The 20,980-nt window shown below is 71.2% G+C and carries 19 protein-coding genes; 11 read left to right on the top strand and 8 right to left on the bottom strand.

The features are described 5' to 3' along the window. Positions 1 to 20: 20 nt before the first annotated feature. The 5 genes from IEY86_RS03280 to IEY86_RS03260 form a co-directional block, all read right to left on the bottom strand. The gene (locus tag IEY86_RS03280; RefSeq protein WP_189129938.1) at positions 21 to 3,014 is read right to left on the bottom strand and encodes an alpha-mannosidase; all 2,994 of its coding nucleotides are present in this window, start codon (positions 3,012 to 3,014) and stop codon (positions 21 to 23) included. Positions 3,015 to 3,173: 159 nt separating this feature from the next. Further along, entirely contained in the window at positions 3,174 to 4,001 is an 828-nt protein-coding gene (locus IEY86_RS03275) for a carbohydrate ABC transporter permease (protein WP_189129937.1), read from the bottom strand. Positions 4,002 to 4,003: 2 nt separating this feature from the next. After that, positions 4,004 to 4,927 (bottom strand): carbohydrate ABC transporter permease, encoded by a 924-nt coding sequence (locus IEY86_RS03270; RefSeq protein ID WP_229698134.1) that lies wholly within the window; start codon positions 4,925 to 4,927, stop codon positions 4,004 to 4,006. A gap of 30 nt (positions 4,928 to 4,957) precedes the next feature. Further along, positions 4,958 to 6,325, bottom strand: a complete 1,368-nt coding sequence (locus tag IEY86_RS03265; RefSeq protein WP_189129935.1) for an extracellular solute-binding protein — start codon at positions 6,323 to 6,325, stop codon at positions 4,958 to 4,960. Between the two features lie 144 nt (positions 6,326 to 6,469). After that, positions 6,470 to 8,041 (bottom strand): oxidoreductase, encoded by a 1,572-nt coding sequence (locus IEY86_RS03260; protein WP_189129934.1) that lies wholly within the window; start codon positions 8,039 to 8,041, stop codon positions 6,470 to 6,472. 165 nt (positions 8,042 to 8,206) lie between these two features. Between IEY86_RS03260 and hisD the strand changes: the two genes are divergently transcribed. From hisD to hisF, 8 genes are all read left to right on the top strand, one after another. Continuing rightward, on the top strand, positions 8,207 to 9,514 hold the full coding sequence (gene hisD, locus IEY86_RS03255; RefSeq protein ID WP_189129933.1) for a histidinol dehydrogenase: 1,308 nt from the start codon (positions 8,207 to 8,209) through the stop codon (positions 9,512 to 9,514). Continuing rightward, complete coding sequence (locus IEY86_RS03250) at positions 9,511 to 10,617, top strand: histidinol-phosphate transaminase (RefSeq protein WP_189129932.1); 1,107 nt, start codon at positions 9,511 to 9,513, stop codon at positions 10,615 to 10,617. The genes hisD and IEY86_RS03250 overlap by 4 nt, the downstream gene beginning before the upstream one ends. Further along, positions 10,614 to 11,204, top strand: coding sequence for an imidazoleglycerol-phosphate dehydratase HisB (hisB, locus tag IEY86_RS03245; protein WP_189129931.1), 591 nt, complete (start codon positions 10,614 to 10,616; stop codon positions 11,202 to 11,204). Before IEY86_RS03250 ends, hisB begins: the two co-directional genes overlap by 4 nt. Before the next feature lie 283 nt (positions 11,205 to 11,487). Beyond that, on the top strand, positions 11,488 to 11,640 hold the full coding sequence (locus tag IEY86_RS03240) for a CG2302 family histidine operon protein (protein ID WP_506016873.1): 153 nt from the start codon (positions 11,488 to 11,490) through the stop codon (positions 11,638 to 11,640). 53 nt (positions 11,641 to 11,693) lie between these two features. Continuing rightward, positions 11,694 to 12,326 carry an imidazole glycerol phosphate synthase subunit HisH gene (gene hisH, locus IEY86_RS03235; RefSeq protein ID WP_189129930.1) on the top strand — a complete coding sequence of 211 codons (633 nt, stop codon included), beginning with the start codon at positions 11,694 to 11,696 and terminating at the stop codon, positions 12,324 to 12,326. 58 nt (positions 12,327 to 12,384) lie between these two features. Then, a complete protein-coding gene (priA, locus tag IEY86_RS03230; protein WP_189129929.1) occupies positions 12,385 to 13,116 on the top strand; it encodes a bifunctional 1-(5-phosphoribosyl)-5-((5-phosphoribosylamino)methylideneamino)imidazole-4-carboxamide isomerase/phosphoribosylanthranilate isomerase PriA in 732 nt (243 codons plus the stop codon). After that, positions 13,113 to 13,547: a RidA family protein gene (locus IEY86_RS03225; RefSeq protein ID WP_189129928.1), complete on the top strand. Its 435-nt coding sequence runs from the start codon at positions 13,113 to 13,115 to the stop codon at positions 13,545 to 13,547. The genes priA and IEY86_RS03225 overlap by 4 nt, the downstream gene beginning before the upstream one ends. Beyond that, a complete protein-coding gene (gene hisF / locus IEY86_RS03220) occupies positions 13,544 to 14,314 on the top strand; it encodes an imidazole glycerol phosphate synthase subunit HisF (RefSeq protein ID WP_189129927.1) in 771 nt (256 codons plus the stop codon). The genes IEY86_RS03225 and hisF overlap by 4 nt, the downstream gene beginning before the upstream one ends. 52 nt (positions 14,315 to 14,366) lie before the next feature. Here hisF and IEY86_RS03215 read toward each other — a convergent pair whose 3' ends face one another. The 3 genes from IEY86_RS03215 to IEY86_RS03205 all read right to left on the bottom strand — a co-directional run bounded on the left by IEY86_RS03215 (position 14,367) and on the right by IEY86_RS03205 (position 18,157). Beyond that, positions 14,367 to 16,343, bottom strand: coding sequence for an ABC transporter ATP-binding protein (locus tag IEY86_RS03215; RefSeq protein ID WP_229698116.1), 1,977 nt, complete (start codon positions 16,341 to 16,343; stop codon positions 14,367 to 14,369). 130 nt (positions 16,344 to 16,473) lie between these two features. Then, the gene (locus tag IEY86_RS03210; RefSeq protein WP_189129926.1) at positions 16,474 to 17,109 is read right to left on the bottom strand and encodes a TIGR03085 family metal-binding protein; all 636 of its coding nucleotides are present in this window, start codon (positions 17,107 to 17,109) and stop codon (positions 16,474 to 16,476) included. Positions 17,110 to 17,269: 160 nt separating this feature from the next. After that, on the bottom strand, positions 17,270 to 18,157 hold the full coding sequence (locus IEY86_RS03205; protein ID WP_189129925.1) for a septum formation family protein: 888 nt from the start codon (positions 18,155 to 18,157) through the stop codon (positions 17,270 to 17,272). Between the two features lie 115 nt (positions 18,158 to 18,272). Between IEY86_RS03205 and hisI the strand changes: the two genes are divergently transcribed. Genes hisI through IEY86_RS03190 form a run of 3 tightly spaced genes read left to right on the top strand, consistent with a single transcriptional unit; the run spans position 18,273 to position 20,793 of the window. After that, positions 18,273 to 18,638: a phosphoribosyl-AMP cyclohydrolase gene (gene hisI, locus IEY86_RS03200; protein WP_189129924.1), complete on the top strand. Its 366-nt coding sequence runs from the start codon at positions 18,273 to 18,275 to the stop codon at positions 18,636 to 18,638. An 11-nt stretch (positions 18,639 to 18,649) separates the two neighbouring features. Further along, positions 18,650 to 20,185: an anthranilate synthase component I gene (locus IEY86_RS03195; protein WP_189129923.1), complete on the top strand. Its 1,536-nt coding sequence runs from the start codon at positions 18,650 to 18,652 to the stop codon at positions 20,183 to 20,185. A gap of 5 nt (positions 20,186 to 20,190) precedes the next feature. Continuing rightward, positions 20,191 to 20,793, top strand: a complete 603-nt coding sequence (locus IEY86_RS03190) for a TIGR02234 family membrane protein (protein WP_189129922.1) — start codon at positions 20,191 to 20,193, stop codon at positions 20,791 to 20,793. The last annotated feature ends 187 nt before the right edge of the window (positions 20,794 to 20,980 follow it).

Below are 20,980 nucleotides of genomic sequence, written 5' to 3'. Positions count from 1 at the left end.
CGCGTCGCGCCCCACGGCCCCTAGGGCGCGCCCCGCCGCAGGCGCAGAGTCACGATCTCGAACGGACGCAGCGACAGTTCCGGGCCGCCCTCGGACAGCGGCCGCTCCAGCAGATCCGTCACCGACACCGACGCCACCTCGAAGCCCGCCGTTAGCCGGGTCCGGGCGCGCCCTCCGCGGGACTCGTACAGCCGCACCACCACATCGCCGCTGCCGTCGTCGGCCAGCTTCACCGCCTCGACCACCACCGCGTCGTCGTCCACCGACACCAGCGGGGCCACCCAGCCGCCCCCGGGGACCCTGCGCTCGGGCAGATTGATGCGGTAGCCCTCCCTCACGGCGTCCCCGATGTCCGCGCCGGGCACCAGGGCGTACCGGAACGCGTGCGTGCCCTGATCGGTGTCCGGGTCGGGGAAGCGCGGGGCCCGCAGCAGGGACAACCGCACCGTGGTCGTCGTCCCGCCGTCCTCGCGCACCGTCCGGGTCACGTCGTGGCCGTAGGTCGAGTCGTTCACCAGAGCCGCTCCCCAGCCGGGCTCGGCCACGTGCAGGAAGCGGTGGGCGCAGATCTCGAACTTCGCCGCCTCCCAGCTGGTGTTGGTGTGGGTGGCCCGGTACAGATGCCCGAACTGCGTCTCGGCCGCCGAGCGGTCCGCCCGTACATCCAGCGGGAAGGCGGCCTTGAGGAACTTCTCCCGCTCATGCCAGTCCACCACCGTCTCCATGTCGACCGTCGCAGAGCCCGCCCGCAGCGCGATCGTCTGCTCGACCCGCGAGGCGCCGAAGGTGCGCACGACCCGCACCGCGGCCGTCGCGTTCTTGGCGACCAGGCTCACCTCGTCGGCGTCCACGAGGTCGGTGACGGTATTGCGGTAGAACGCGTCCACGTCCCACGCGTCCCAGTGGTTGGGCAGGTCGTGGTGGAGCTGGAGGAGGTTGGCGGGCTGCCCCGGCGCCAGGGACTCGCGCTCGTCGGCGATGTCGTACACGGAGGTGATCAGGCCGCGCGCGTCCACGGTGACCCTCAGCAGACCGTTGTCCAGGAGCCGGCCACCCCCGGGGAGCTCGGCCACCTCCACATCCGGCGCGGCGCGCTCCACCGAGCAGGCTCCGCCCCCGGGCACCCCCGAGCGGGCGTGCGGAGCCGCGTTGAAGACCACCGTGCCCGTGCCCGGCCCGGCCAGCGAGCGCTGGGCCGCCTCCACGATCGCGTTGAGCTCGCGTGCCACCTCCTCGTACGTCCGGCGCGCCTCACGGTGCACCCACGCGATCGAGGAACCCGGCAGGATGTCGTGGAACTGGTGCAGCAGGACCGTCTTCCAGACGCGGTCCAGCGTCTCGTACGGGTAGGCGAAGTCCCCGCGCACCGCCGCCGTCGCCGCCCACAGCTCCGCCTCGCGCAGCAGGGACTCCGAGCGCCGGTTGCCCTGCTTGGTCCTGGCCTGCGAGGTGTACGTCCCCCGGTGCAGTTCCAGGTACAGCTCGCCCACCCACACGGGCGCGTCCGGGTACTCGGCCTCCGCCTTGGCGAAGAACTCCGACGGCTTCTCGATCTCCACGCGCGGCGACCCCTCCAGATCGCGCAGCCGCTTCGCCCGCGCCAGCATCTCCCGGGTGGGACCGCCGCCCCCGTCGCCCCAGCCGAACGGCACCAGCGAGCGGGTGGCCGAGCCCTTGTCCCGGAAGTTGCCCACCAGATGCGCCATCTCCCGCCCGGAGAACTCGCCGTTGTACGTGTCCACGGGAGGGAAGTGCGTGAACACCCGGGTCCCGTCCAGCCCCTCCCAGCGGAAGGAGTGGTGCGGGAACCGGTTCACCGCGCTCCAGGAGATCTTCTGCGTGAGGAACCACCGCGATCCGGACAGCTTCACCAGTTGCGGCAGCGCCGCGGAGTAGCCGAACGAGTCCGGCAGCCAGACCTCCTCGGTCTCGATGCCGAACTCCTCCAGGTAGAAGCGCTTGCCGTGCACGAACTGCCGCGCCAGCGCCTCCCCTCCCGGCATGTTCGTGTCGGACTCCACCCACATCCCGCCCACCGGCACGAACTGGCCGAGCACGACCTTGGCGCGCACCCGCTCGTACACCTCGGGCCGGTGCTCCTTGATCCACGCGAGCTGCTGGGCCTGCGACATCGCGAAGACGAACCCGGGGTGGTCGTCCATCAGGTCGGTGACGTTGGAGGCGGTCCTGGCGACCTTGCGGACGGTCTCGCGCAGCGGCCACAGCCATGCCGAGTCGATGTGGGCGTGGCCGACCGCCGAGACCCGGTGGGCGGAGGTGTGCGCCGGCGCCGCCAGCGCCCCGGCGAGCTCGCCGCGAGCCGCACCCGCGCTGCCGGAGACGTCGTCGAGGTCGAGCGCGTCCAGGCACCGCTCGACCGCCCGCAGGATCTCCCAGCGGCGCGGGGTCTCCACGGGCAGCTCGTGCATCAACTGCCCCAGCACGTCGAGGTCCTGGACCAGCTCCCACACCCGCTGGTCGAAGACCGCCAGATCGAGGCGGGTCAGGCGGTACAGCGGCTCGTCCGGGGCGGTGCGGGTGTCGCCGAACGGGGTGACCGGCCCGGCGATCAGCGGGTTCGCGGCGGCCTCGACGAAGAAGTCGACGGACTCGCCGCCCCTGGCCGAGTCCGCGATCCGGAGCCAATGGCTGCGCGGATGGAGCCCCTTCACCGCTGTGGCGTCCGGCCGGTAGACCAGGCCCTCGACGGAGAAGCCGGGGTGGTCCATCCCGAATCCCAGATCGACCACGGCCTCCACCGTCCGCCCCGCCCACTGCCGCGGCACCTCCCCGGTCAGCCGGAACCAGCTGGTGCCCCACGGCGGGCCCCAGCGATGCCCGACCCCGACCGGCGTATACGCGGCGCCGAGGGCCTCGGCGACGGGAACGGGCTCACCGGGCGCATGCCACACGGTCGCCGCCAGCGGCACGGACTCCGCGTGGACGGCAGGCCGGATCCGCTCCCGCAGGACCCGGTCGAGGCGCTGCTCGACCTGGAGGCGGTCGTCATGCATGACGTACTCCTACTCCTGAGAGTGCTCCTGTAGTCCTGCTGGTCCTGTGTGCTTCTCCCGGCCCGCCCGGCTCCTGTGCGCCGTCTCCTGGGTACCCGGCTCCTGTGCGCCGTCTCCTGCGTACCCGGCTCCTGGGTACCCGGCTCCTGCGTACCCGGCTCAGCCCTTGAGGGCGCCGCCGAGCGCGAAGCCTCCACCCAGCCTGCGCGACATCACCGTGTAGAGCACCACCACGGGCAGCGAGTACAGGACCGAGAACGCGGCCAGCTGCCCGTACTGGACTGTCCCGCGGGCGCTGAAGAAGTTGAAGATGCTCACCGACGCGGGCAACTGGTCGGGGGAGAGCAGGAGCAGATAGGGGACGAAGAAGTTCCCCCACATGGCGATGAACGTGTAGATCGTCACGACCACCACCCCCGGCCACATCAGCGGCAGCACGACCCGCCGCAGCGTCTGCATCGGCGAAGCCCCGTCCGTCCAGGCGGCCTCCTCCAGGACCATGGGCACGCCGTCCATGAAGTTCTTCATCAGCCAGATCGCGAACGGCAGGGCGGACGCGGCCAGGAAGTAGACCGTGCCGTACATGGTGTCGATCAGGTCGACCTGGACGAACATCCCGTACACCGGCACCATCACCGCGGTGATCGGCAGACCGGTCGCGAACAGGATGGTGATCAGGAAAGGCCGCTTCAGCCGCGACCGGTAGCGGGAGAGCGGATACGCGGCGAGCACCGCGCACCCCACGCACAGCGCGGTCGCCCCGCCGCACAGCACCAGGCTGTTCAGCATGGGCCGGTAGGTGGTGTCGGTGTTGAGGACGGAGCGGAAGTTGCCGGTGGTGAACGGGTGGGGGACAGCGACCCGCAGATCGGCGTGCCCGTTGACGGAGGCCAGCACCAGCCACAGCAGCGGCAGCGCGAAGCACGCGGCCACGACGGCGAGGCAGGCGTCGGCCACGAGGCGCTCGGTCCGGCGGCGGTCGGACATCGTCACACCTCCGTTCGCAGCAGCCTCATGTACACCGCGGAGAACAGGCCCCCCACCACGAGGAGCATCAGCGCCACCGCCGTGCCGTACCCGATGAGGCTGTTCTTGAAGGCCTGTTCGTACATGTACAGCGGCAGGGTCTGGCTGCGGTCGCCCGGCCCGCCCCTGGTCATGGTGTAGATCAGGCCGAAGACCGAGAGCGTCTGGAGGGTGTTGAGCATCAGATTGGTCCCGATGGAGCGGCGGATCAGCGGCAGGGTGACATGCCACAGCTGCTGCCACCGGCCCGCGCCGTCGACCTCCGCGGCCTCCTCGATCTCCCGGGGCACCTCGCCCAGCGCCGCCGAGTAGATCAGCATGGAGAACGCCGTGCCGCGCCAGACATTGGCCATGGACACCGCCAGGATCGGCAGGGTGTAGAGCCAGTTCTGCGACGGCAGGCGGAGCGCGTCGAGGATGGCGTTCAGCTCGCCCTCCTTGCGGAAGAACGCGTACAGCAGATACGCGGCCACCACCTCGGGCAGCACCCAGGCGGCGATCACCAGGGTGCCGGTGACCGCGCGGACCGCCTTCGACGCGTGGCGCATCAACGCGGCGAGGGCGAGGCCCAGGGTGTTCTGGCCGACGACCGCCGAGAGCACGGTGAACACGAGGGTGAGCCACACGGCGTTGAGGAAGCCCTCGGCGGCGAAGGCGTGCCGGAAGTTGTCGAGGCCGACGAAGTTCGTCGCGGAGGCCCCGCTGAGCCGCATGTCGGTGAAGGCGTAGTACACGCAGTAGCCGATGGGGCCGGCCAGGAAGAGCGCGAGCAGCACCAGGGCGGGCAGTACCGGCAGACCCCGCACCAGCGTGCGGCGGGTGCGGGTGGCCCGGGAAGGACGCGAGGGGCGAGGGCCCGCGCCCTTCGGTTGCGCCTGCCGGGACATCGTTGTCACGGAGGTTGTCATGGCGGTCCGTCAACCACTGGTCACGGCGCCGTCGGTGGCGTTCCTGACCGCGTCGTCGTACGTCTTCTGGGCCTTGGCCGGGTCCGCCTGGCCGGTGGTCACCGACTCCATGGCCTCCTGGACGGCGGTGGAGATCTGCGGGTACTCGGGCAGCGCCGGGCGGTACTTGGTGACCCCGACGAGTCCGGTGAAGAAGTCGATGCCCGGCATGGACTTCAGATAGGCGGGGTCTGAGGCGACGTCGTCGCGCACTGCGATGTTCGCGCTGCGGACGTTGTAGTCGACGGCGTTGTCCTTCGTCTGGAGCGCCTTGATGAAGTCGAAGGCCTGGCCGGGGTTGCCCGCCTTGGCGGGAATGGCCCAGGTCCAGCCGCCGGACAGGCTCACCCTGCCGGGCGCCTGCCCGTTCTGGGTGGGCATGGGCGCCTGGCCCAGCACCTCGGACCACTTCGGCCAGGGCTTGGCACCGGACTCGATCCAATTGTTGCCCATCCAGGAGCCGTCGAGGTCGATCGCCAGCTTGCCCTCGGGCAGCCACTGCGTGGCCACGGTGGTGCTCACGTTGGGGTCGAGCGCGTCCTCCTTCGGCGGCCCGAGCTTCTCCTCGAACAGGGTGTCGAGGAAGGTGAGGGAGTCCTTGAAGCCCTTGCTGCCCGTGACCCACTTCTTCTTGCCGGCGTCGTACAGTCCCGTGCCGTCGCCGGTGCCGTAGAGCAGCATCTCGAAGCCCTGCATGGACGATGCCTCACCAGGGCCCTTGCCCGTGTAGATGTGCATCGGGATCACACCGGGGAGCTTCTTGCGGACCGTACGGGCCGCGTCCAGGATGTCGGCCCAGTTCTTCGGCCGCCACGGCACGGGGAGCCCGGCTTGCCGTAACAGCTTTTTGTTGTACCAGAGTCCACGGGTGTCGGTGCCGTCGGGAACGCCGTAGGTCTTGCCGTCCTGCGCCTTGGCCGCCGCCTTGGCGGTGCCGATGAAATGGCTCCAGGACTTCCAGCCCGAGAGGTAGTCGTCGAGGGGCCTCAAGTAGCCGCTCTTGATGTCGGAGTTGATGAGGAAGGTGTCCTCGTACACGAGGTCGGGCGCGGTACGCGGCGAGCGCAGCATGAGCTGCACCTTGCTGTAGTAGTCGCCCTGCGGGGCCTGGATCGGCACCAGCTTGACCTTCTTGCCCGGGTTGGCCTTCTCGTAGCCCTTCTTCACCTTGGCGAGATAGTCGTCCATGACCCGGTTGTTGTTGTCGGTGCTGCGGTTGTACACGACCTCGACGGTGTCACCCGCCCCTTTGCCGGAGCCGCCGCCGCAGGCGGCGAGGGGCAGTGCCAGGGCGGTGACGAGCGACCCGGCCAGGGCCGATCTGGTGCGCACGTTCATGGGACTCCTTCTGGCGGGAGAGGAGAACGTATTGCCGGAACGTAACGGCAGCAACATGCCCCAGCGCCAAAGTCTTCAACCGTGAAGCGGAGCGGGCGGCTCCCGAACGGGGAGCCTCCGCAAGCCGGTTCGACGACGGCGCCGTCAACTCCTGCGCAGCAGGCGGGAGGCGCCCGCGGCGACGGTCGTGGCGAGGATCCAGCCGAGGAGCACCAGCAGGGTGGCCGCCCACTGCTCCCAGCCGCTCGGGCGCCAGGCGCTGTCCTGGCCGAGGTCGATGACCGGCAGGAGGAGGTCCAGCGCGTACAGCGCCGGATTCCAGTTGGGCCCCTCGCCCTGCTTCAGCTCCGGCGGGGGGTTGAGGGCGAAGACGACCGAGCCGATCGCCCACAGCACGGCCATCCACCAGGCCGCCCGGCCCGGGCGGTAGCCGTAGGCGACGGTGATGTCCTGCGCGTATCCCCACAGCCTCGCCGCCAGCGGCAGCGTCTCGCGGCGGCGCCGCTGCTTGGCCAGGAGCACCTCGCGGGCGTCCTCGTCCATGCCGTCCGCGCGCAGCGCCGTGGCCAGCTGCTCGTAAGGCTCCGGGCTGTACTCCGGGGTGGCCGCGGACAGCCAGGCGAGGCGGGCGGGCAGCGGGAACGGGCCGGTGGGGCGCAGCGACTCGTAGGCGAAGCCGGACAGGTCTATCAGTCCGGCGCCGGGCCAGCACGCGGCCTCGGTCACCAGGTTGCCGATCTTGGCGCCGGCGAGCACGATCCGCCCCGTCGGGGGCCGCTCCGGGGTGAAGCGCAGCTCCGGGGTCTGGATCCGGCGCAGGGACAGCTCCTGGCTCGTGGTGAGCTGGAAGCGCGCCCGGTCCACCACGAGCGCGTTGCCGAACCGGCCGTCGTCCAGCCGAACCCCGCCGTCGCAGGTGAAGTGCCGGGTGCGCACCCCGCCCGGCGGTGTCCCGGTGCCGCTGAGGGTGCCGCTGACCCATCCCGAGCTCAGGTAGAGGGTGTGCTCGATGGTGATGCGTGCCGCGTTGAGCGCGTACCGGCCCGTGGTGTTGCGCAGCGCGCTGCCGCGCAGGCTCAGCCGCCCCCCGATGCGGGCGCTGCGCAGGCTGACCTCGCCGGTGGCCTTGACCAGCTCGGCCTCGACGTCCTGGGCCACGCTCAGGCCGTCGGCGGCGATGGCGCGGCCGTGCCGGTCGGCGCTGACCACGAGCTGGTTGAGCAGGAGGTCGGTGCCGATGTGGGCGTCGGTCAGGCGGATACCGCCGGGGACGGTGCACTGAGGAAGGTGCAGATCGCCCTCCGTGGACAGCCGGGCGGCCTCGATGCGGGGTATGGCGCAGCGCACCATGCGGAGCGTGGTGAAGCTGCACTCGGGCATGAGGACCTGCTGTTCGAACTGGCAGTTGTGCAGCTCGATATAGGGGGCGACCGTGCCGCCGGAGAGGTTGAGCTGGCCGGAGATCCGGGCACCCGACAGCTTCAGGCAGCACACCCGGCCGGAGTCGGCGGGCGGCCCGTCGAGCAGGAGGCGGGCCACGGCGCTGGCCCGCACGGTCCGCTCGGGCCCCCAGATACGGCTGGTGCCGGGGTTGTCCAGCTCGGGGACGCCGGTGCGCAGGTCGTGCACCTCGCCGGCGCGGAACGCCCGCCACATCTCCCGTTCGGACGCGGTGAAGTCGCTCGGCGGCTCGGACACGGACGACGCCCCCTCCATGGCAACCGACTGCGGTCGAGACGCTACCGAAAGCCGATCATCCATGGGACGGGTTTGATCGTTCCTCGCCCGGGGGCGAGGAACGGCCGTCCGCGGCTCAAGACCGGCGTCTCAAGGAGTGATGGACCGCAGCAGCCGGGGCCCGGCGTCTCTACACTTGGCAGCGTGATCTCCCGAATCGATCTGCGTGGCTCCCTCGCGGACCCGCGCGACCTGCTGCCCCGTGCCGAGCTCGACGTCGAGGCCGCCCTGGAGAAGGTGCGGCCGATCTGCGACGACGTGCGCCATCGTGGCACCGAGGCGCTGATCGAGTACGCGGAGACATTCGACGGAGTGCGGCTGACCCGGGTCCGGGTCCCCGCCGAGGAGCTGTACAAGGCGCTGGCCGAGCTCGACCCCAAGGTCCGCGCCGCCCTCGAGGAGTCCATCCGCCGTGCCCGCCTGGTCCACCGCGACCAGCGCCGCACCGACACCACCACCGAGGTCGTGCCCGGGGGCTCGGTCAGCGAGCGCTGGGTCCCGGTCGAGCGGGTCGGCCTCTACGTGCCCGGCGGCCGCGCGGTCTACCCGTCGTCCGTTGTGATGAACGTCGTTCCGGCCCAGGAGGCCGGGGTGGCCTCCATGGCCGTCGCCTCGCCGCCGCAGAAGGAGTTCGGCGGCCTGCCGCACCCCACGATCCTCGCCGCGTGCGCGCTGCTCGGTGTGGACGAGGTCTACGCGGCAGGCGGCGCCCAGGCCGTCGCCATGTTCGCCTACGGCACCCAGGAGTGCCCAGCGGCCAATATGGTCACCGGCCCCGGCAATATCTACGTGGCCGCCGCCAAGCGCCTGCTCAAGGGCAGGATCGGCATCGACTCCGAGGCCGGTCCGACCGAGATCGCCGTGCTCGCCGACGACACCGCGGACGCCGCCCACGTGGCGTCCGACCTGATCAGCCAGGCCGAGCACGACCCGGTGGCCGCGGCCGTCCTCGTCACCGACTCCCCCGCGCTCGCCGACGCCGTGGAGGCCGAGCTCGACAAGCAGGTCGCCCTCACCAAGCACAGCGAGCGCATCACCGAGGCGCTGTCCGGCCGCCAGTCCGGCATCGTCCTCGTGGACGGCCTCGAACAGGGCCTGCGCGTCGTCGACGCCTACGCGGCCGAGCACCTGGAGATCATCACCGCCGACGCCCCCGCCGTCGCCGCCCGGGTCAGGAACGCCGGGGCGATCTTCGTGGGCGCCCACGCGCCGGTCTCCCTCGGCGACTACGCCGCCGGGTCGAATCACGTCCTGCCCACCGGTGGCTGCGCCTGCCACTCCTCGGGCCTGTCCGTGCAGTCCTTCCTGCGCGGGATCCACGTGATCGACTACACCCGAGAGGCCCTGGCGGAGGTGGCGCACCACGTCGTCACCCTGGCCGAGGCCGAGGACCTGCCCGCGCACGGCGCCGCGGTCAAGGCCAGGTTCGACTGGAAGGTCCCGAACGAGTGACCCGGATCGACGACCTGCCCATCCGGGACGAGCTGCGCGGAAAGTCACCGTACGGAGCTCCGCAGCTCGACGTCCCGGTTCGGCTGAACACGAACGAGAACCCCTACCCGCTGCCCGAGCCCCTGGTCGCCCGTATCGTCGAACGGGTCACCGAGGCCGCCCGACACCTCAACCGCTACCCGGACCGGGACGCGGTCGAGCTGCGCACGGAGCTGGCCGCCTACCTCACCCGCACCACCGGCCACGCCGTCGCGACCGCGAACGTCTGGGCGGCCAACGGGTCCAACGAGGTCATCCAGCAGCTCCTCCAGGCCTTCGGCGGCCCCGGCCGCACCGCGCTCGGATTCGAGCCCTCGTACTCGATGCACGCCCTGATCTCACGCGGCACCGGCACCGGGTGGCTCAGCGGCCCCCGTAACGACGACTTCACCGTCGACATCGACAGGGCCAGGGCCGCCATCGCCGAGCACCGGCCCGATGTGCTGTTCATCTGCTCGCCGAACAATCCCACCGGCACGGCCGTCGAGGCCGAGACCGTGATCGCCCTGCACGACGCCGCCCAGGACGCCAAGCCGTCGCTGGTCGTCGTGGACGAGGCGTACGTGGAGTTCTCGCACCGCCCCTCGCTGCTGCGGCTGATCGAGGGACGCCGGAACCTGGTGGTCTCCCGCACCATGTCCAAGGCGTTCGGAGCCGCAGGGCTGCGCCTGGGGTACCTCGCCGCCAACCAGGCGGTGGTCGACGCGGTCCAGCTGGTGCGTCTGCCCTACCACCTGTCCGCCGTCACCCAGGCCACCGCGCTCGCGGCCCTGGAGCACACCGATACCCTGCTGAAGTACGTCGAGCAGCTCAAGGGCGAGCGGGACCGCCTCGTCGAGGAGCTGCGGGCGGTCGGCTGCGAGGTCACCGAGTCGGACGCGAACTTCGTCCAGTTCGGCCGGTTCGCCGACTCCCACGAGGCCTGGCGGGCGCTGCTGGAGCGCGGTGTCCTGGTCCGGGACAACGGCGTACCGGGCTGGCTGCGGGTCACCGCGGGCACCCCGGAGGAGAACGACGCGTTCCTCGACGCGGTACGCAAGCTGAAGAAGGAGTCCACCCCATGACCCGCGTTGGCCGTGTGGAACGCACCACCAAGGAGACCTCGGTCGTCGTCGAGATAGACCTCGACGGCACCGGCAGGGTCGACGTCTCGACCGGCGTCGGCTTCTTCGACCACATGCTGGACCAGCTCGGGCGCCACGGTCTGTTCGACCTGACCGCGAAGACCGAGGGCGACCTGCACATCGACACCCATCACACGATCGAGGACACCTCGCTCGCGCTCGGTGCCGCCTTCAAGCAGGCGCTCGGCGACAAGCGGGGCATCGTCCGGTTCGCCAACGCCTCCGTCCCCCTGGACGAGTCGCTGGCCCAGGTGACCGTGGACCTGTCCGGCCGCCCCTACCTGGTGCACACCGAGCCCGAGAACATGGCGCCGATGATCGGCTCCTACGACACGACGATGACCCGGCACATCCTGGAGTCCTTCGTCGCCCAGGCGCAGATCGCCCTGCACGTCCATGTGCCCTACGGGCGCAACGCGCACCACATCGTGGAGTGCCAGTTCAAGGCGCTCGCCCGCGCCCTGCGGTACGCCTGCGAGCTCGACCCGCGCCAGACGGGCATCCCGTCGACGAAGGGCGCACTGTGAGCGTCGCGCGCGAGGCTGCCCGGCGGTGGGGGTCGTTGGGTCGTCGCCTTCGCCTTGCGGGCGGAGAAGCGAACCAGATGACTGTGAGCGTCGCGCGCGAGGCTGCCCGGCGGTGGGGATCGTTGGGTCGTCGCCTTCGCCTTGCGGGCGGAGAAGCGAACCAGATGACTGTGAGCGTCGCGCGCGAGGCTGCCCGGCGGTGGGGATCGTTGGGTCGTCGCCTTCGCCTTGCGGGCGGAGAAGCGAACCAGATGACGCTGCACCGGAGGACGCTGTAGTGGACATGGACAAAGGTGCCATCGCCTTCATCGCGCTCGGTCTCTTCCTGGCCGGAGGCGTGATCTCCTTCATCAAGCAGAAGCTGCCCACCGGCGTGATCGTGCTGCTCGGCCTCGGTGCCGTGATGTCACTCGGCGCCGGTCTGATGCGGCTGTAGCCCATACGGCCCGTTTCGGCCCGTTTCAGCCCGTTTCGAAAGAGGCTCTCACGATGAGCAAGCGCGTAGTCGTCTTCGACTACGGTTTCGGGAACGTCCGCTCCGCCGAGCGCGCGCTGGCCCACGCCGGCGCCGACGTGGAGATCACCGCCGACTTCGACGAGGCGATGAACGCCCATGGACTGCTCGTCCCCGGCGTCGGGGCGTTCGCCGCGTGCATGCGCGGGCTGACCGAGGCGCGCGGCGACTGGATCATCGGCCGCCGGCTGTCCGGGGGGCGCCCGGTGATGGGCATCTGCGTCGGGATGCAGGTCCTGTTCTCGCGCGGTGTCGAGCACGGTGTGGAGACCGCCGGGTGCGACGAGTGGCCCGGCACCGTGGAGCCGCTGCACGCGCCCGTCGTCCCGCACATGGGCTGGAACACCGTGAAGGCCCCGCAGGACAGTGCACTGTTCGCCGGACTCGACGCGGAGGCCCGGTACTACTTCGTCCACTCCTACGCCGTGCGCACCTGGGAGCTCGAACCCGCCGAGCACCTGCGCGCTCCGCAGGTGACCTGGTCCCACCACGGCGAGCCGTTCGTGGCCGCGGTGGAGAACGGGCCGCTGTGGGCCACCCAGTTCCACCCGGAGAAGTCCGGCGAGGCCGGGGCCCGGCTTCTGCGCAACTGGCTCGAGACCCTGTGATCCCGCTGTCCCGATCTACCCTGCTGTTCCGAACCGCCAACCGGAGAGAATCCCGCTCATGAGCAGCAACCGCCTCGTGCTCCTGCCCGCCGTCGATGTCCGTGACGGCCAGGCCGTCCGCCTGGTGCAGGGCGAGTCCGGCACCGAGACCGGCTACGGCGACCCGCTGGCCGCCGCCCTCGCCTGGCAGGAGGCGGGCGCGGAGTGGATTCACCTGGTGGACCTCGACGCGGCCTTCGGCACCGGTGACAACCGCGAGCAGCTCGCCGAGGTCGTCGGCCGCCTCGACGTGGCCGTGGAGCTGTCCGGTGGCATCCGCGACGACGACTCGCTGCGCGCGGCCCTGGCCACCGGCTGCACCCGCGTCAACCTCGGCACCGCCGCCCTGGAGTCCCCCGACTGGGTGCGCAAGGCCATCGCCGAGTACGGCGACCGCATCGCGGTGGGCCTGGACGTACGCGGCACCACCCTGCGGGGCCGCGGCTGGACCCGCGACGGCGGCGACCTGTACGAGACCCTGGCCCGCCTCGACGCCGACGGCTGCTCGCGCTACGTGGTCACCGACGTCGCCAAGGACGGCATGATGACCGGGCCGAACCTGGAACTGCTGCGCAATGTGTGCAAGGCGACCGTCAAGCCGGTCGTCGCCAGCGGCGGCATCTCCTCGCTGGACGATCTGCGCGCGCTCGCCGCACTCGTGCCGGAAGGTGTGGAGGGCGCCATTACGGGCAAGGCCCTGTACGACCAGGCGTTCACCCTCGAAGAGGCGTTGGAGGCAGTGTCCCGATGACCGCAGAACCCACTCCCGACCCCCGGCCGGGGGTCGGCTCGCGCCGCGTCTCGTCCGACAACTACTGGGAGGAGGCCTTCGGCTACTCCCGGGCCGCCGAGGCGGGGGACCATGTCCACGTCTCCGGCTGCACCGCCTTCGTCGGCGGTGGCATCGAGCACGAGGGCGACCCCTACGAGCAGGCCAGGACGGCGTTCGCGGTGGCCGTCAAGGCCCTGGAAGAGCTGGGGCTGACCGCCGCCGACGTCGTCCGCACCCGGATGTACATCGTCCACTCCCGTGACGTGGAAGCGGTGGGCCGGGCCCACAAGGAGCTGTTCGACGCCGTCCGCCCGGCGGCCACGATGCTCGTGGTCTCGGGCTTCGTGGACTCGCGGATGCTCGTCGAGGTGGAAGTCGACGCCTACAGGGGATCAGGAGCGAAGCAGTGAGCTTGGCCGTACGGGTCATCCCGTGCCTGGACGTGGACAACGGCCGGGTGGTGAAGGGCGTCAACTTCCAGAACCTGCGGGACGCGGGCGACCCGGTGGAGATGGCCAAGGTCTACGACGCCGAGGGCGCCGACGAACTGGTCTTCCTCGACATCACCGCCTCCTCCGGGGACCGGGAGACCACCTACGACGTGGTGCGCCGCACCGCGGAGCAGGTCTTCATCCCGCTGACCGTGGGCGGCGGCGTCCGCACGGCCGGGGACGTCGACAAGCTGCTGAGGGCGGGCGCCGACAAGGTCGGCGTCAACACCGCCGCCATCGCCCGGCCGGAACTGGTCCGGGAGATCGCCGAGCGGTTCGGCCGCCAGGTGCTCGTGCTGTCGGTGGACGCCCGCCGCTGCCCGGAGGGCACCAGCACGCCCTCCGGGTTCGAGGTCACCACGCACGGCGGCCGCCGCGGCACCGGGATCGACGCGGTCGAGTGGGCGGCCCGCGCCGCCGGGCTCGGCGCGGGCGAGATCCTGCTCAACTCGATGGACGCCGACGGCACCAAGGACGGCTACGACACCGAGATGATCGCGGCCGTGCGCAAGGAGGTGGCCGTTCCGGTCATCGCCTCCGGCGGCGCGGGCGGGCTCGGCGACTTCGCCCCGGCTGTGGCCTCGGGCGCGGACGCGGTGCTGGCCGCGAGTGTCTTCCACTTCGGTGACCTGCGGATCTCCCAGGTCAAGGACGCCCTGCGGCAGGCCGGGCACCCCGTGCGCTGAGGTGATGCGGTGAGGGTGGTGCGGGGGCGGTCCGTCGCTCGCGGTGGAGGACTCACCCGAGGACGCCGGCCGGCTCCTGGCCCTCGTGTTCGACGGCCTTCGGCCCCGTGGGTGAGGTGACCGCGCCGGTCCCCACGGGAGAGGTCTCGGCGGTGTCCGCCTGCCTGGTGTCCGCCTCTGCGGTGTCCGTTCCGATGGTGTCCGTTCCGATGCTGCCCGGCTCCATGGGGTCCGCTTCGACGGGGTCCGCTTCGATGGGGTCCGCTTCCGGCAGTGAGCCGTCGCGGTGGTACAGCCGGGCATAACGCCCGTCGAGGGCCAGCAGGTCGTCGTGGCTGCCGTACTCCACGACCTGCCCCCGGTGCAGGACCGCGATGCGGTCGGCGCCCCGGATCGTGGACAGACGGTGGGCGATGGTGATCGTCGTCCGGCCCTTCGCCAGCGTGTCCAGAGCCCGCTGGACCTCCTGCTCGGTGCGGTTGTCCAGGGCGCTGGTCGCCTCGTCGAGCACGAGGACCGGAGGGTTGCGCAGCAGGGTTCGCGCGATGGCCAGGCGCTGTTTCTCTCCGCCGGAGAAGCGGTGTCCGCGCTCGCCGACCAGCGTCTCGTAGCCGTCCGGAAGCTCGGCGATCCGGTCGTGGATGCGCGCGGCCCGGCAGGCCGCCTCCAGTTCCTCGTCGGTGGCGCCGGGCTTGGCGAACCGCAGGTTGTCCGCTATCGAGGCATGGAGTAGATACGTCTCCTGCGAGACCATCCCGACCGCGTCCGCCACGGTGTCGAAGGACAGCTCCCGCAGATCGGCCCCGTCCAGGGTGACCCGCCCCCGGAACGGGTCGTAGAGGCGGGCGGACAGCTGGGCGAGCGTGGACTTGCCCGAACCGGTCTCACCGACCAGCGCCAGGCTGCCGCCGGCCGGTACACGCAGCGAGATCTCCCGCAGCACGAGCGGGGAGTCGGCGGTGTGCCGGAAGTCGACGTCCTCGAAGGCGAGTTCGCCTCGGATGTCCTCCCGGTCCACGGTCACGGGGTGCGGCTTCTCGGTGATCTCGGGGGTCTGGTCGAGGTACTCGAAGACGCGGGTGAACAGGGCCAGGCTGCTCTGCATCTGCACGCCCACCCGCATCAGGGACATCGCGGGCCCGAACAGCGCGTTCTGCAGGGTGACGAAGGCGACGATCGTGCCGACCGAGATGATCCCCCGGCCGTTGGCCACCGTCAGACCGGCGCCCCAGTAGATCGCCGCCGGGATGACCGCCATGACCATCTGGATCGACGACTGCCGCCAGCGTCCGGCCATGGACGAGCGCACTTCGAGCTCGGCGAGCTCGTCGGACTGCCGGGTGAAGTCCTCGACCAGGCTGGGCCCCCGCCCCATGGTGCGCCCGAGCAGGATGCCGCTGATCGACAGCGACTCCTCGACGCTGGAGGTGAGCAGTGCCATCTTCTCCTGGCGCTTGCGGGTGATCCGGCGCCGCTCGGCCCCGACGCTTCGGCTGATCCAGACGAAGACGGGCAGGAGCGCCAGAGAGATGAGCGTCAGCCGCCAGTCGAGCGCGAACATGGCGACGACGGTGGCGACCACCGTGGTCACGCTGGAGACGATCGTGGTCGCCGTGTTGGTCACGAACGACTGCATCCCGCCGATGTCGTTGGCGATGCGGGACTGGATCTCACCGGTCCTGGTGCGGGTGAAGAACCCGAGCGAGAGCCGCTGGAGATGGGCGTAGACGCGCACCCGCAGGTCGTGCATGACGCGCTGGCCGACACTCGTGGAGATGAAGGTCTGGGTGACGTTGAGCACGCTGTTGACGACCGAGACGGTGATCATCCCGAGCGCGAGGAGCGACAGCAGCCCCGTCCGGCCCTGGGGGATCGCGGTGTCGAGGATCGCGCGCAGGAGGAACGGGGAGACGAGGGAGACCGCGGAGGCGGCTCCGATGAGGACCAGGACGGTGGTGAGTTGCGCCTTGTACGGCCCGAAGAGCCTGGCTATGCGGCGCAGCTCGGCAGGGCGGGAGGGGCTGGGCATGTGCCTCCATGATCGAACGGCAAGTCATATCGACGATATATCGCTAACGAGGGAAGCGCACGCGAAAATTCCGAGGGGCCACCGGTCGCCTACCGGTGGCCCCCCCCGCCCATGCCCGCCTCTGCCCAGGTCAGATGCCCAACTGCGGCCGCGAGAGCACTTTCGCGATTGCGTCCTTGTCGCCCTCGATCTCCACATCGGCGTGCTCGGTACGGCCGAACATGAACATCATCAGCTCACTGGGCTCACCGTGCACCGTGACCACGGGGACACCCTTGTGCGCCACGACCGTCTGGCCGTTGCCGCGGCGCAGCACCAGACCCGAGGGGATCTTGCGGCCCAGCATCTTGGCCGACGCCTCCAAGCGTTTCCACAGCGCGTCCGCGAACACCGGGTCGATCTCCCGCGGCGCCCAGTCCGGCTGCGCCCGCCGGACGTCCTCGCCGTGCACGAAGAACTCCACGGTGTTCGCCGCCTCGTCCACCTGCTTGAGGGCGAACGGGGAGAAGCGCGGCGGCCCCGAGTGGAACAGCCGCACCAGCTCCTCGTACGGCTTCGCCGTGAACTCGGCCTGCACCTTCTCCAGGCGGGGGGCGAGGGCCTTGATCACCACGCCTCCGGCGGCGTCGCCGCGCCGCTCGCGCACGACGAGATGGGCCGCCAGATCACGGGTCGTCCAGCCGGTGCACAGCGTCGGAGCGTCGGGTCCGACGCTCTCCAGCAGGTCGGCCAGGAGAAGACGTTCACGCTGGGCATGAGTCGACATGCCTCAACCCTACGGCGGTACGCCCGGGGACGGGGCCCGGCGCGCCCTGGCGCCGCAGGGGGCCGGGCCCGCCCCGGGGGCCGGTCGGCCTCCACTTCACCGGCCTCCACTTCACCGGCCTCCACTTCACCGGCCTCCACTTCACCCACTTCACCTGCGTCTACTTCAGGGGGTGGGTGAGCTTCCGGCCGCCCTGCTTGTTGCTCGCGGTCAGGGAGCACGAGACGGTCTTGATGCCCACCTGGTAGGTGCTGAGGACCGGATGGAGCACGTAGTTGTAGTAGATCCGGCCGTCCGCCTGCCTCTTGGCGGCCCGGTCCGCCTTCGGCCGGCACAGCTCGCCGGCCTTCGTGGATATGGCCTTGTCGGAGGAGAAGGTGCCCGACAGCGTGGCGTTGCCGATGACCTCCCCGTCGTGCGGCTTGCTGCACGACAGCGTGACGATGTGGTCCACGCTCTTGTCCAGGCCGGGGGTGTTGAAGCACTGGCCCGGCTTGAGGGCCACGTACGGGATGGTGCTCCCGGTGGGGCGGGGTGTGCTGGAGAACAGGTTGCTCGGGTACAGGTCGCTGAAGTTGATGCTCGGCATGGGAATCGAGATCGACGGCAGCGGCTCGGGGGAGAACGTCGGCGTGAACGACGGCGTCGGCGACACACTCGGGCTCGGAACCGTGCTGCTGTCCGCGGCCTCGGGGTGCTTCTTCCCGTCGCCGCCGCCCATGAGGGCCACGGCGCCGCCCACGGCCAGCGCGAGGACGACGACCCCGCCGATGACGGCGGCGGCTATCGGGCCGTTGCGGCCGCCGCCTCCGGGACCCGGCCCGCCCGGCGGGGGATAGGGCGGTCCCGGCGGCATCGCGTTGCCATAGCCGCCCGGACCGCCGTATCCGCCCGGGTAGCCGTAGCCGCCCTGGTCCGGCGGTGGGCCGTCGGCCGGCCCCGGGTAGCCGTAGCCCTCGGGCGGTGGGCCGAAGCCCTGCGGTGGGCCGAAGCCTCCCCCGGCGTTCGGAGGTTCGTTCGGCGGCGGAGGCGGTGGTGGCGCGGTCATGTCCGAAGCATGCCCCAAACGAGTGACATTGAGGCCGCGGCACGACGAAAGTCGTACAACGCCGCAGTCGTCGGCCATGACCGCGGCAGGGTCGTCGCGGCGGCACAATGGAGGCATGTCTGCACGCCCGTCCGGCCTCGACCCGAACGTCGCCGCCCGCCTCAAGCGCGACCCCAACGGCCTCTTCCCCGCCGTCGCCCAGCAGTACGACACCGGAGAGGTGCTCATGCTCGGCTGGATGGACGACGAGGCACTGCACCGCACCCTCACCACCGGCCGCTGCACGTACTGGAGCCGCAGCCGCCAGGAGTACTGGGTCAAGGGCGACACCTCCGGGCATGTGCAGCGGGTGAAATCCGTCGCCCTCGACTGCGACGGCGACACCGTGCTCGTCAAGGTCGACCAGGTGGGGGCCGCCTGCCACACCGGGGACCGCACGTGTTTCGACGCTGATGAGCTGCCGCTCGGCGGGGCCCACTAGGCTGCGCAGACATGACCACGGGCATCGTCACCCCCGACCTCGACACCTTCCGCAAACTCGCCGCCGACCGCCGGGTCATCCCCGTCACCCGGCGCTTCCTCGCGGACGGCGACACCCCGGTCGGCCTCTACCGCAAGCTCGCCGCCGAGCGCACCGGCACCTTCCTGCTGGAGTCCGCGGAGAACGGCCGGTCCTGGTCGCGCTACTCCTTCATCGGCGTACGCAGCGCGGCCACGCTCCAGGAAAGGGACGGCCAGGCGCACTGGCTCGGCGCGCCCCCCGTGGGCGTGCCCACCGAGGGGGATCCGCTGGCCGCCCTGCGGGCCACGATCGAGGCACTGCACACCCCGCACGACCTCGACGGCCTGCTGAAGCTTCCCCCGTTCACCGGCGGCATGGTCGGCTACCTCGGCTACGACGTGGTCCGGCACCTGGAGAAGCTGCCGGAGATCGCCCGGGACGACCTGAAGCTGCCCGAGCTGACCATGCTCCTCGCCTCCGACCTCGCCGTCCTGGACCACGAGGACGGCACCGTGTGGCTGATCGCCAACGCCATCAACCACAACGACCTCGACACCGGCGTGGACGCCGCCTACGCCGACGCCGTCGCCCGGCTGGACACGATGGCGGCCGATCTGGCGAGGCCCGTCGACACCCGACCCTCGGCGTTCGAGCCCAGCGGTGTGCCCGAGTACACCCACCACTGGGGAGGCCCGGCCTACCAGGATGCCGTCGAGGACATCAAGGAGCAGATCCGCGCGGGGGAGGCCTTCCAGGTCGTGCCCTCGCAGCGGTTCGAGGCACCGTGCGAGGCCAGCGCCCTCGACGTCTACCGGGTGCTGCGCGCCACCAACCCCAGCCCGTACATGTACCTGCTGCGGTTCGAGGGGTTCGACGTCGTGGGCTCCAGCCCCGAGGCGCTGGTCAAGGTCGAGGACGGGCGGGCGATGGCGCACCCCATCGCCGGGACCCGGCCGCGCGGTGCCACGCCGCAGGAGGACGCCGACCTCGCGGCGGAGCTGCTGGCCGACCCCAAGGAACGGGCCGAGCACCTGATGCTCGTGGACCTCGGGCGCAACGACCTCGGGCGGGTCTGCCGCCCGGGCAGTGTCGAGGTCGTGGACTTCATGTCCGTGGAGCGCTACAGCCATGTCATGCACATCGTCTCGACGGTGGTCGGTGAGGTGGCGGCGGGACGCACGGCCTTCGACGTGCTCACCGCGTGCTTCCCGGCGGGGACGCTCTCCGGGGCGCCCAAGCCGCGGGCGATGCGCATCATCGAGGAGCTGGAGCCGACCCGGCGCGGTCTGTACGGCGGCTGCGTGGGCTATCTGGACTTCGCGGGCGACTCCGACACCGCCATCGCCATCCGCACCGCCCTGCTGCGTGACGGCACCGCCTATGTGCAGGCGGGGGCGGGAGTGGTCGCCGACTCCGATCCGGTGGCCGAGGACACCGAATGCCGCAACAAGGCGGCGGCCGTGCTGCGGGCGATCGCCACCGCGTCGACGATCACCCCCGCGGGGTCCCGAACCGGAGCCAAGTGAGCACCATGACCGAGAACCCAGCCCCCGAGACCGGGCGGCCCCCCGCGCGCGGCGCCATCGCCGCCGCCCTGGTCCTCGGGGTCGCGGGGGCGGCGCTGGTGCTCCTCTCGGTGGGCCGCACCTGGGCGGAGGGCAGGCAGGGGGCGTTCGCGCTCACGGTGAGCGGGCGGGAGGTGACGGCCGTCCCCGCAGCCCTCGCCCTCGTCGGGTTGGCCGCGCTCGTGGCGGTCTTCGCGGTGCGCGGGGCTGGGCGACTGGCTGTCTCGGCGCTGCTGGCCCTGTCCGGGGCGGGAGTGATCACGGCGGCCGTGCTGGGCGCCGGGGACACCGAGGCTCTGAACGAGGCCGCCGCCAAGGCCACGGGGTTGTCCAACGCGGTGGCCACCGGTGTCTCCCACACCGCCTGGCCCTGGGTCACGGCGGTGGGCGGCCTGCTGCTCCTGCTCGCGGGCCTGGTGGCGCTGGCCCGAGGCCGCGACTGGCCGGGCATGTCCTCCCGCTACGAGGCCCCCGGCGCCCGCCGCCCCGCGCCGCGCGACGCGGACCGCCCCGAAGACATGTGGAAGGCGCTGGACCGAGGCGAGGACCCGACGGCGGGCGACAAGTAACCCCTGCGGAGGGCGAGGGGACCGTCCCGGCTGTCGCGGGGGTCCTACGCGAGTCCGGGGGGCGGACGTCGCCGTCCCGGCTGTCGCGGGGGGCGCCCGCGTGTGGCGTCGGCCCCGCCCGCCCGGCTGGGGGCCGGGCCGACGTCCTGGGCGTGTGGCTGCGCCGACCGGCTCCGGAGTGGGTCCG

It is taken from the genome of Wenjunlia tyrosinilytica (assembly GCF_014646055.1).
GTDB lineage: Bacteria > Actinomycetota > Actinomycetes > Streptomycetales > Streptomycetaceae > Wenjunlia > Wenjunlia tyrosinilytica.
The sequence above is the reverse complement of the archived record's forward strand: the minus strand, read 5'-3'. Positions and strand labels throughout refer to the sequence as shown.

What these genes read in the sequence shown, in the direction of transcription:
- IEY86_RS03190 (WP_189129922.1), top strand. Translation starts at nt 20,191, where the DNA reads ATGACCGAGAACCCAGCCCCCGAGACCGGGCGGCCCCCCGCGCGCGGC.
- IEY86_RS03265 (WP_189129935.1), bottom strand. Translation starts at nt 6,325, where the DNA reads ATGAACGTGCGCACCAGATCGGCCCTGGCCGGGTCGCTCGTCACCGCC.
- hisB (WP_189129931.1), top strand. Translation starts at nt 10,614, where the DNA reads ATGACCCGCGTTGGCCGTGTGGAACGCACCACCAAGGAGACCTCGGTC.
- hisH (WP_189129930.1), top strand. Translation starts at nt 11,694, where the DNA reads ATGAGCAAGCGCGTAGTCGTCTTCGACTACGGTTTCGGGAACGTCCGC.
- IEY86_RS03270 (WP_229698134.1), bottom strand. Translation starts at nt 4,927, where the DNA reads ATGTCCCGGCAGGCGCAACCGAAGGGCGCGGGCCCTCGCCCCTCGCGT.
- IEY86_RS03225 (WP_189129928.1), top strand. Translation starts at nt 13,113, where the DNA reads ATGACCGCAGAACCCACTCCCGACCCCCGGCCGGGGGTCGGCTCGCGC.
- IEY86_RS03280 (WP_189129938.1), bottom strand. Translation starts at nt 3,014, where the DNA reads ATGCATGACGACCGCCTCCAGGTCGAGCAGCGCCTCGACCGGGTCCTG.
- IEY86_RS03210 (WP_189129926.1), bottom strand. Translation starts at nt 17,109, where the DNA reads ATGTCGACTCATGCCCAGCGTGAACGTCTTCTCCTGGCCGACCTGCTG.
- IEY86_RS03260 (WP_189129934.1), bottom strand. Translation starts at nt 8,041, where the DNA reads ATGGAGGGGGCGTCGTCCGTGTCCGAGCCGCCGAGCGACTTCACCGCG.
- priA (WP_189129929.1), top strand. Translation starts at nt 12,385, where the DNA reads ATGAGCAGCAACCGCCTCGTGCTCCTGCCCGCCGTCGATGTCCGTGAC.
- IEY86_RS03215 (WP_229698116.1), bottom strand. Translation starts at nt 16,343, where the DNA reads ATGCCCAGCCCCTCCCGCCCTGCCGAGCTGCGCCGCATAGCCAGGCTC.
- hisI (WP_189129924.1), top strand. Translation starts at nt 18,273, where the DNA reads ATGTCTGCACGCCCGTCCGGCCTCGACCCGAACGTCGCCGCCCGCCTC.
- IEY86_RS03275 (WP_189129937.1), bottom strand. Translation starts at nt 4,001, where the DNA reads ATGTCCGACCGCCGCCGGACCGAGCGCCTCGTGGCCGACGCCTGCCTC.
- IEY86_RS03195 (WP_189129923.1), top strand. Translation starts at nt 18,650, where the DNA reads ATGACCACGGGCATCGTCACCCCCGACCTCGACACCTTCCGCAAACTC.
- IEY86_RS03205 (WP_189129925.1), bottom strand. Translation starts at nt 18,157, where the DNA reads ATGACCGCGCCACCACCGCCTCCGCCGCCGAACGAACCTCCGAACGCC.
- IEY86_RS03240 (WP_506016873.1), top strand. Translation starts at nt 11,488, where the DNA reads ATGGACAAAGGTGCCATCGCCTTCATCGCGCTCGGTCTCTTCCTGGCC.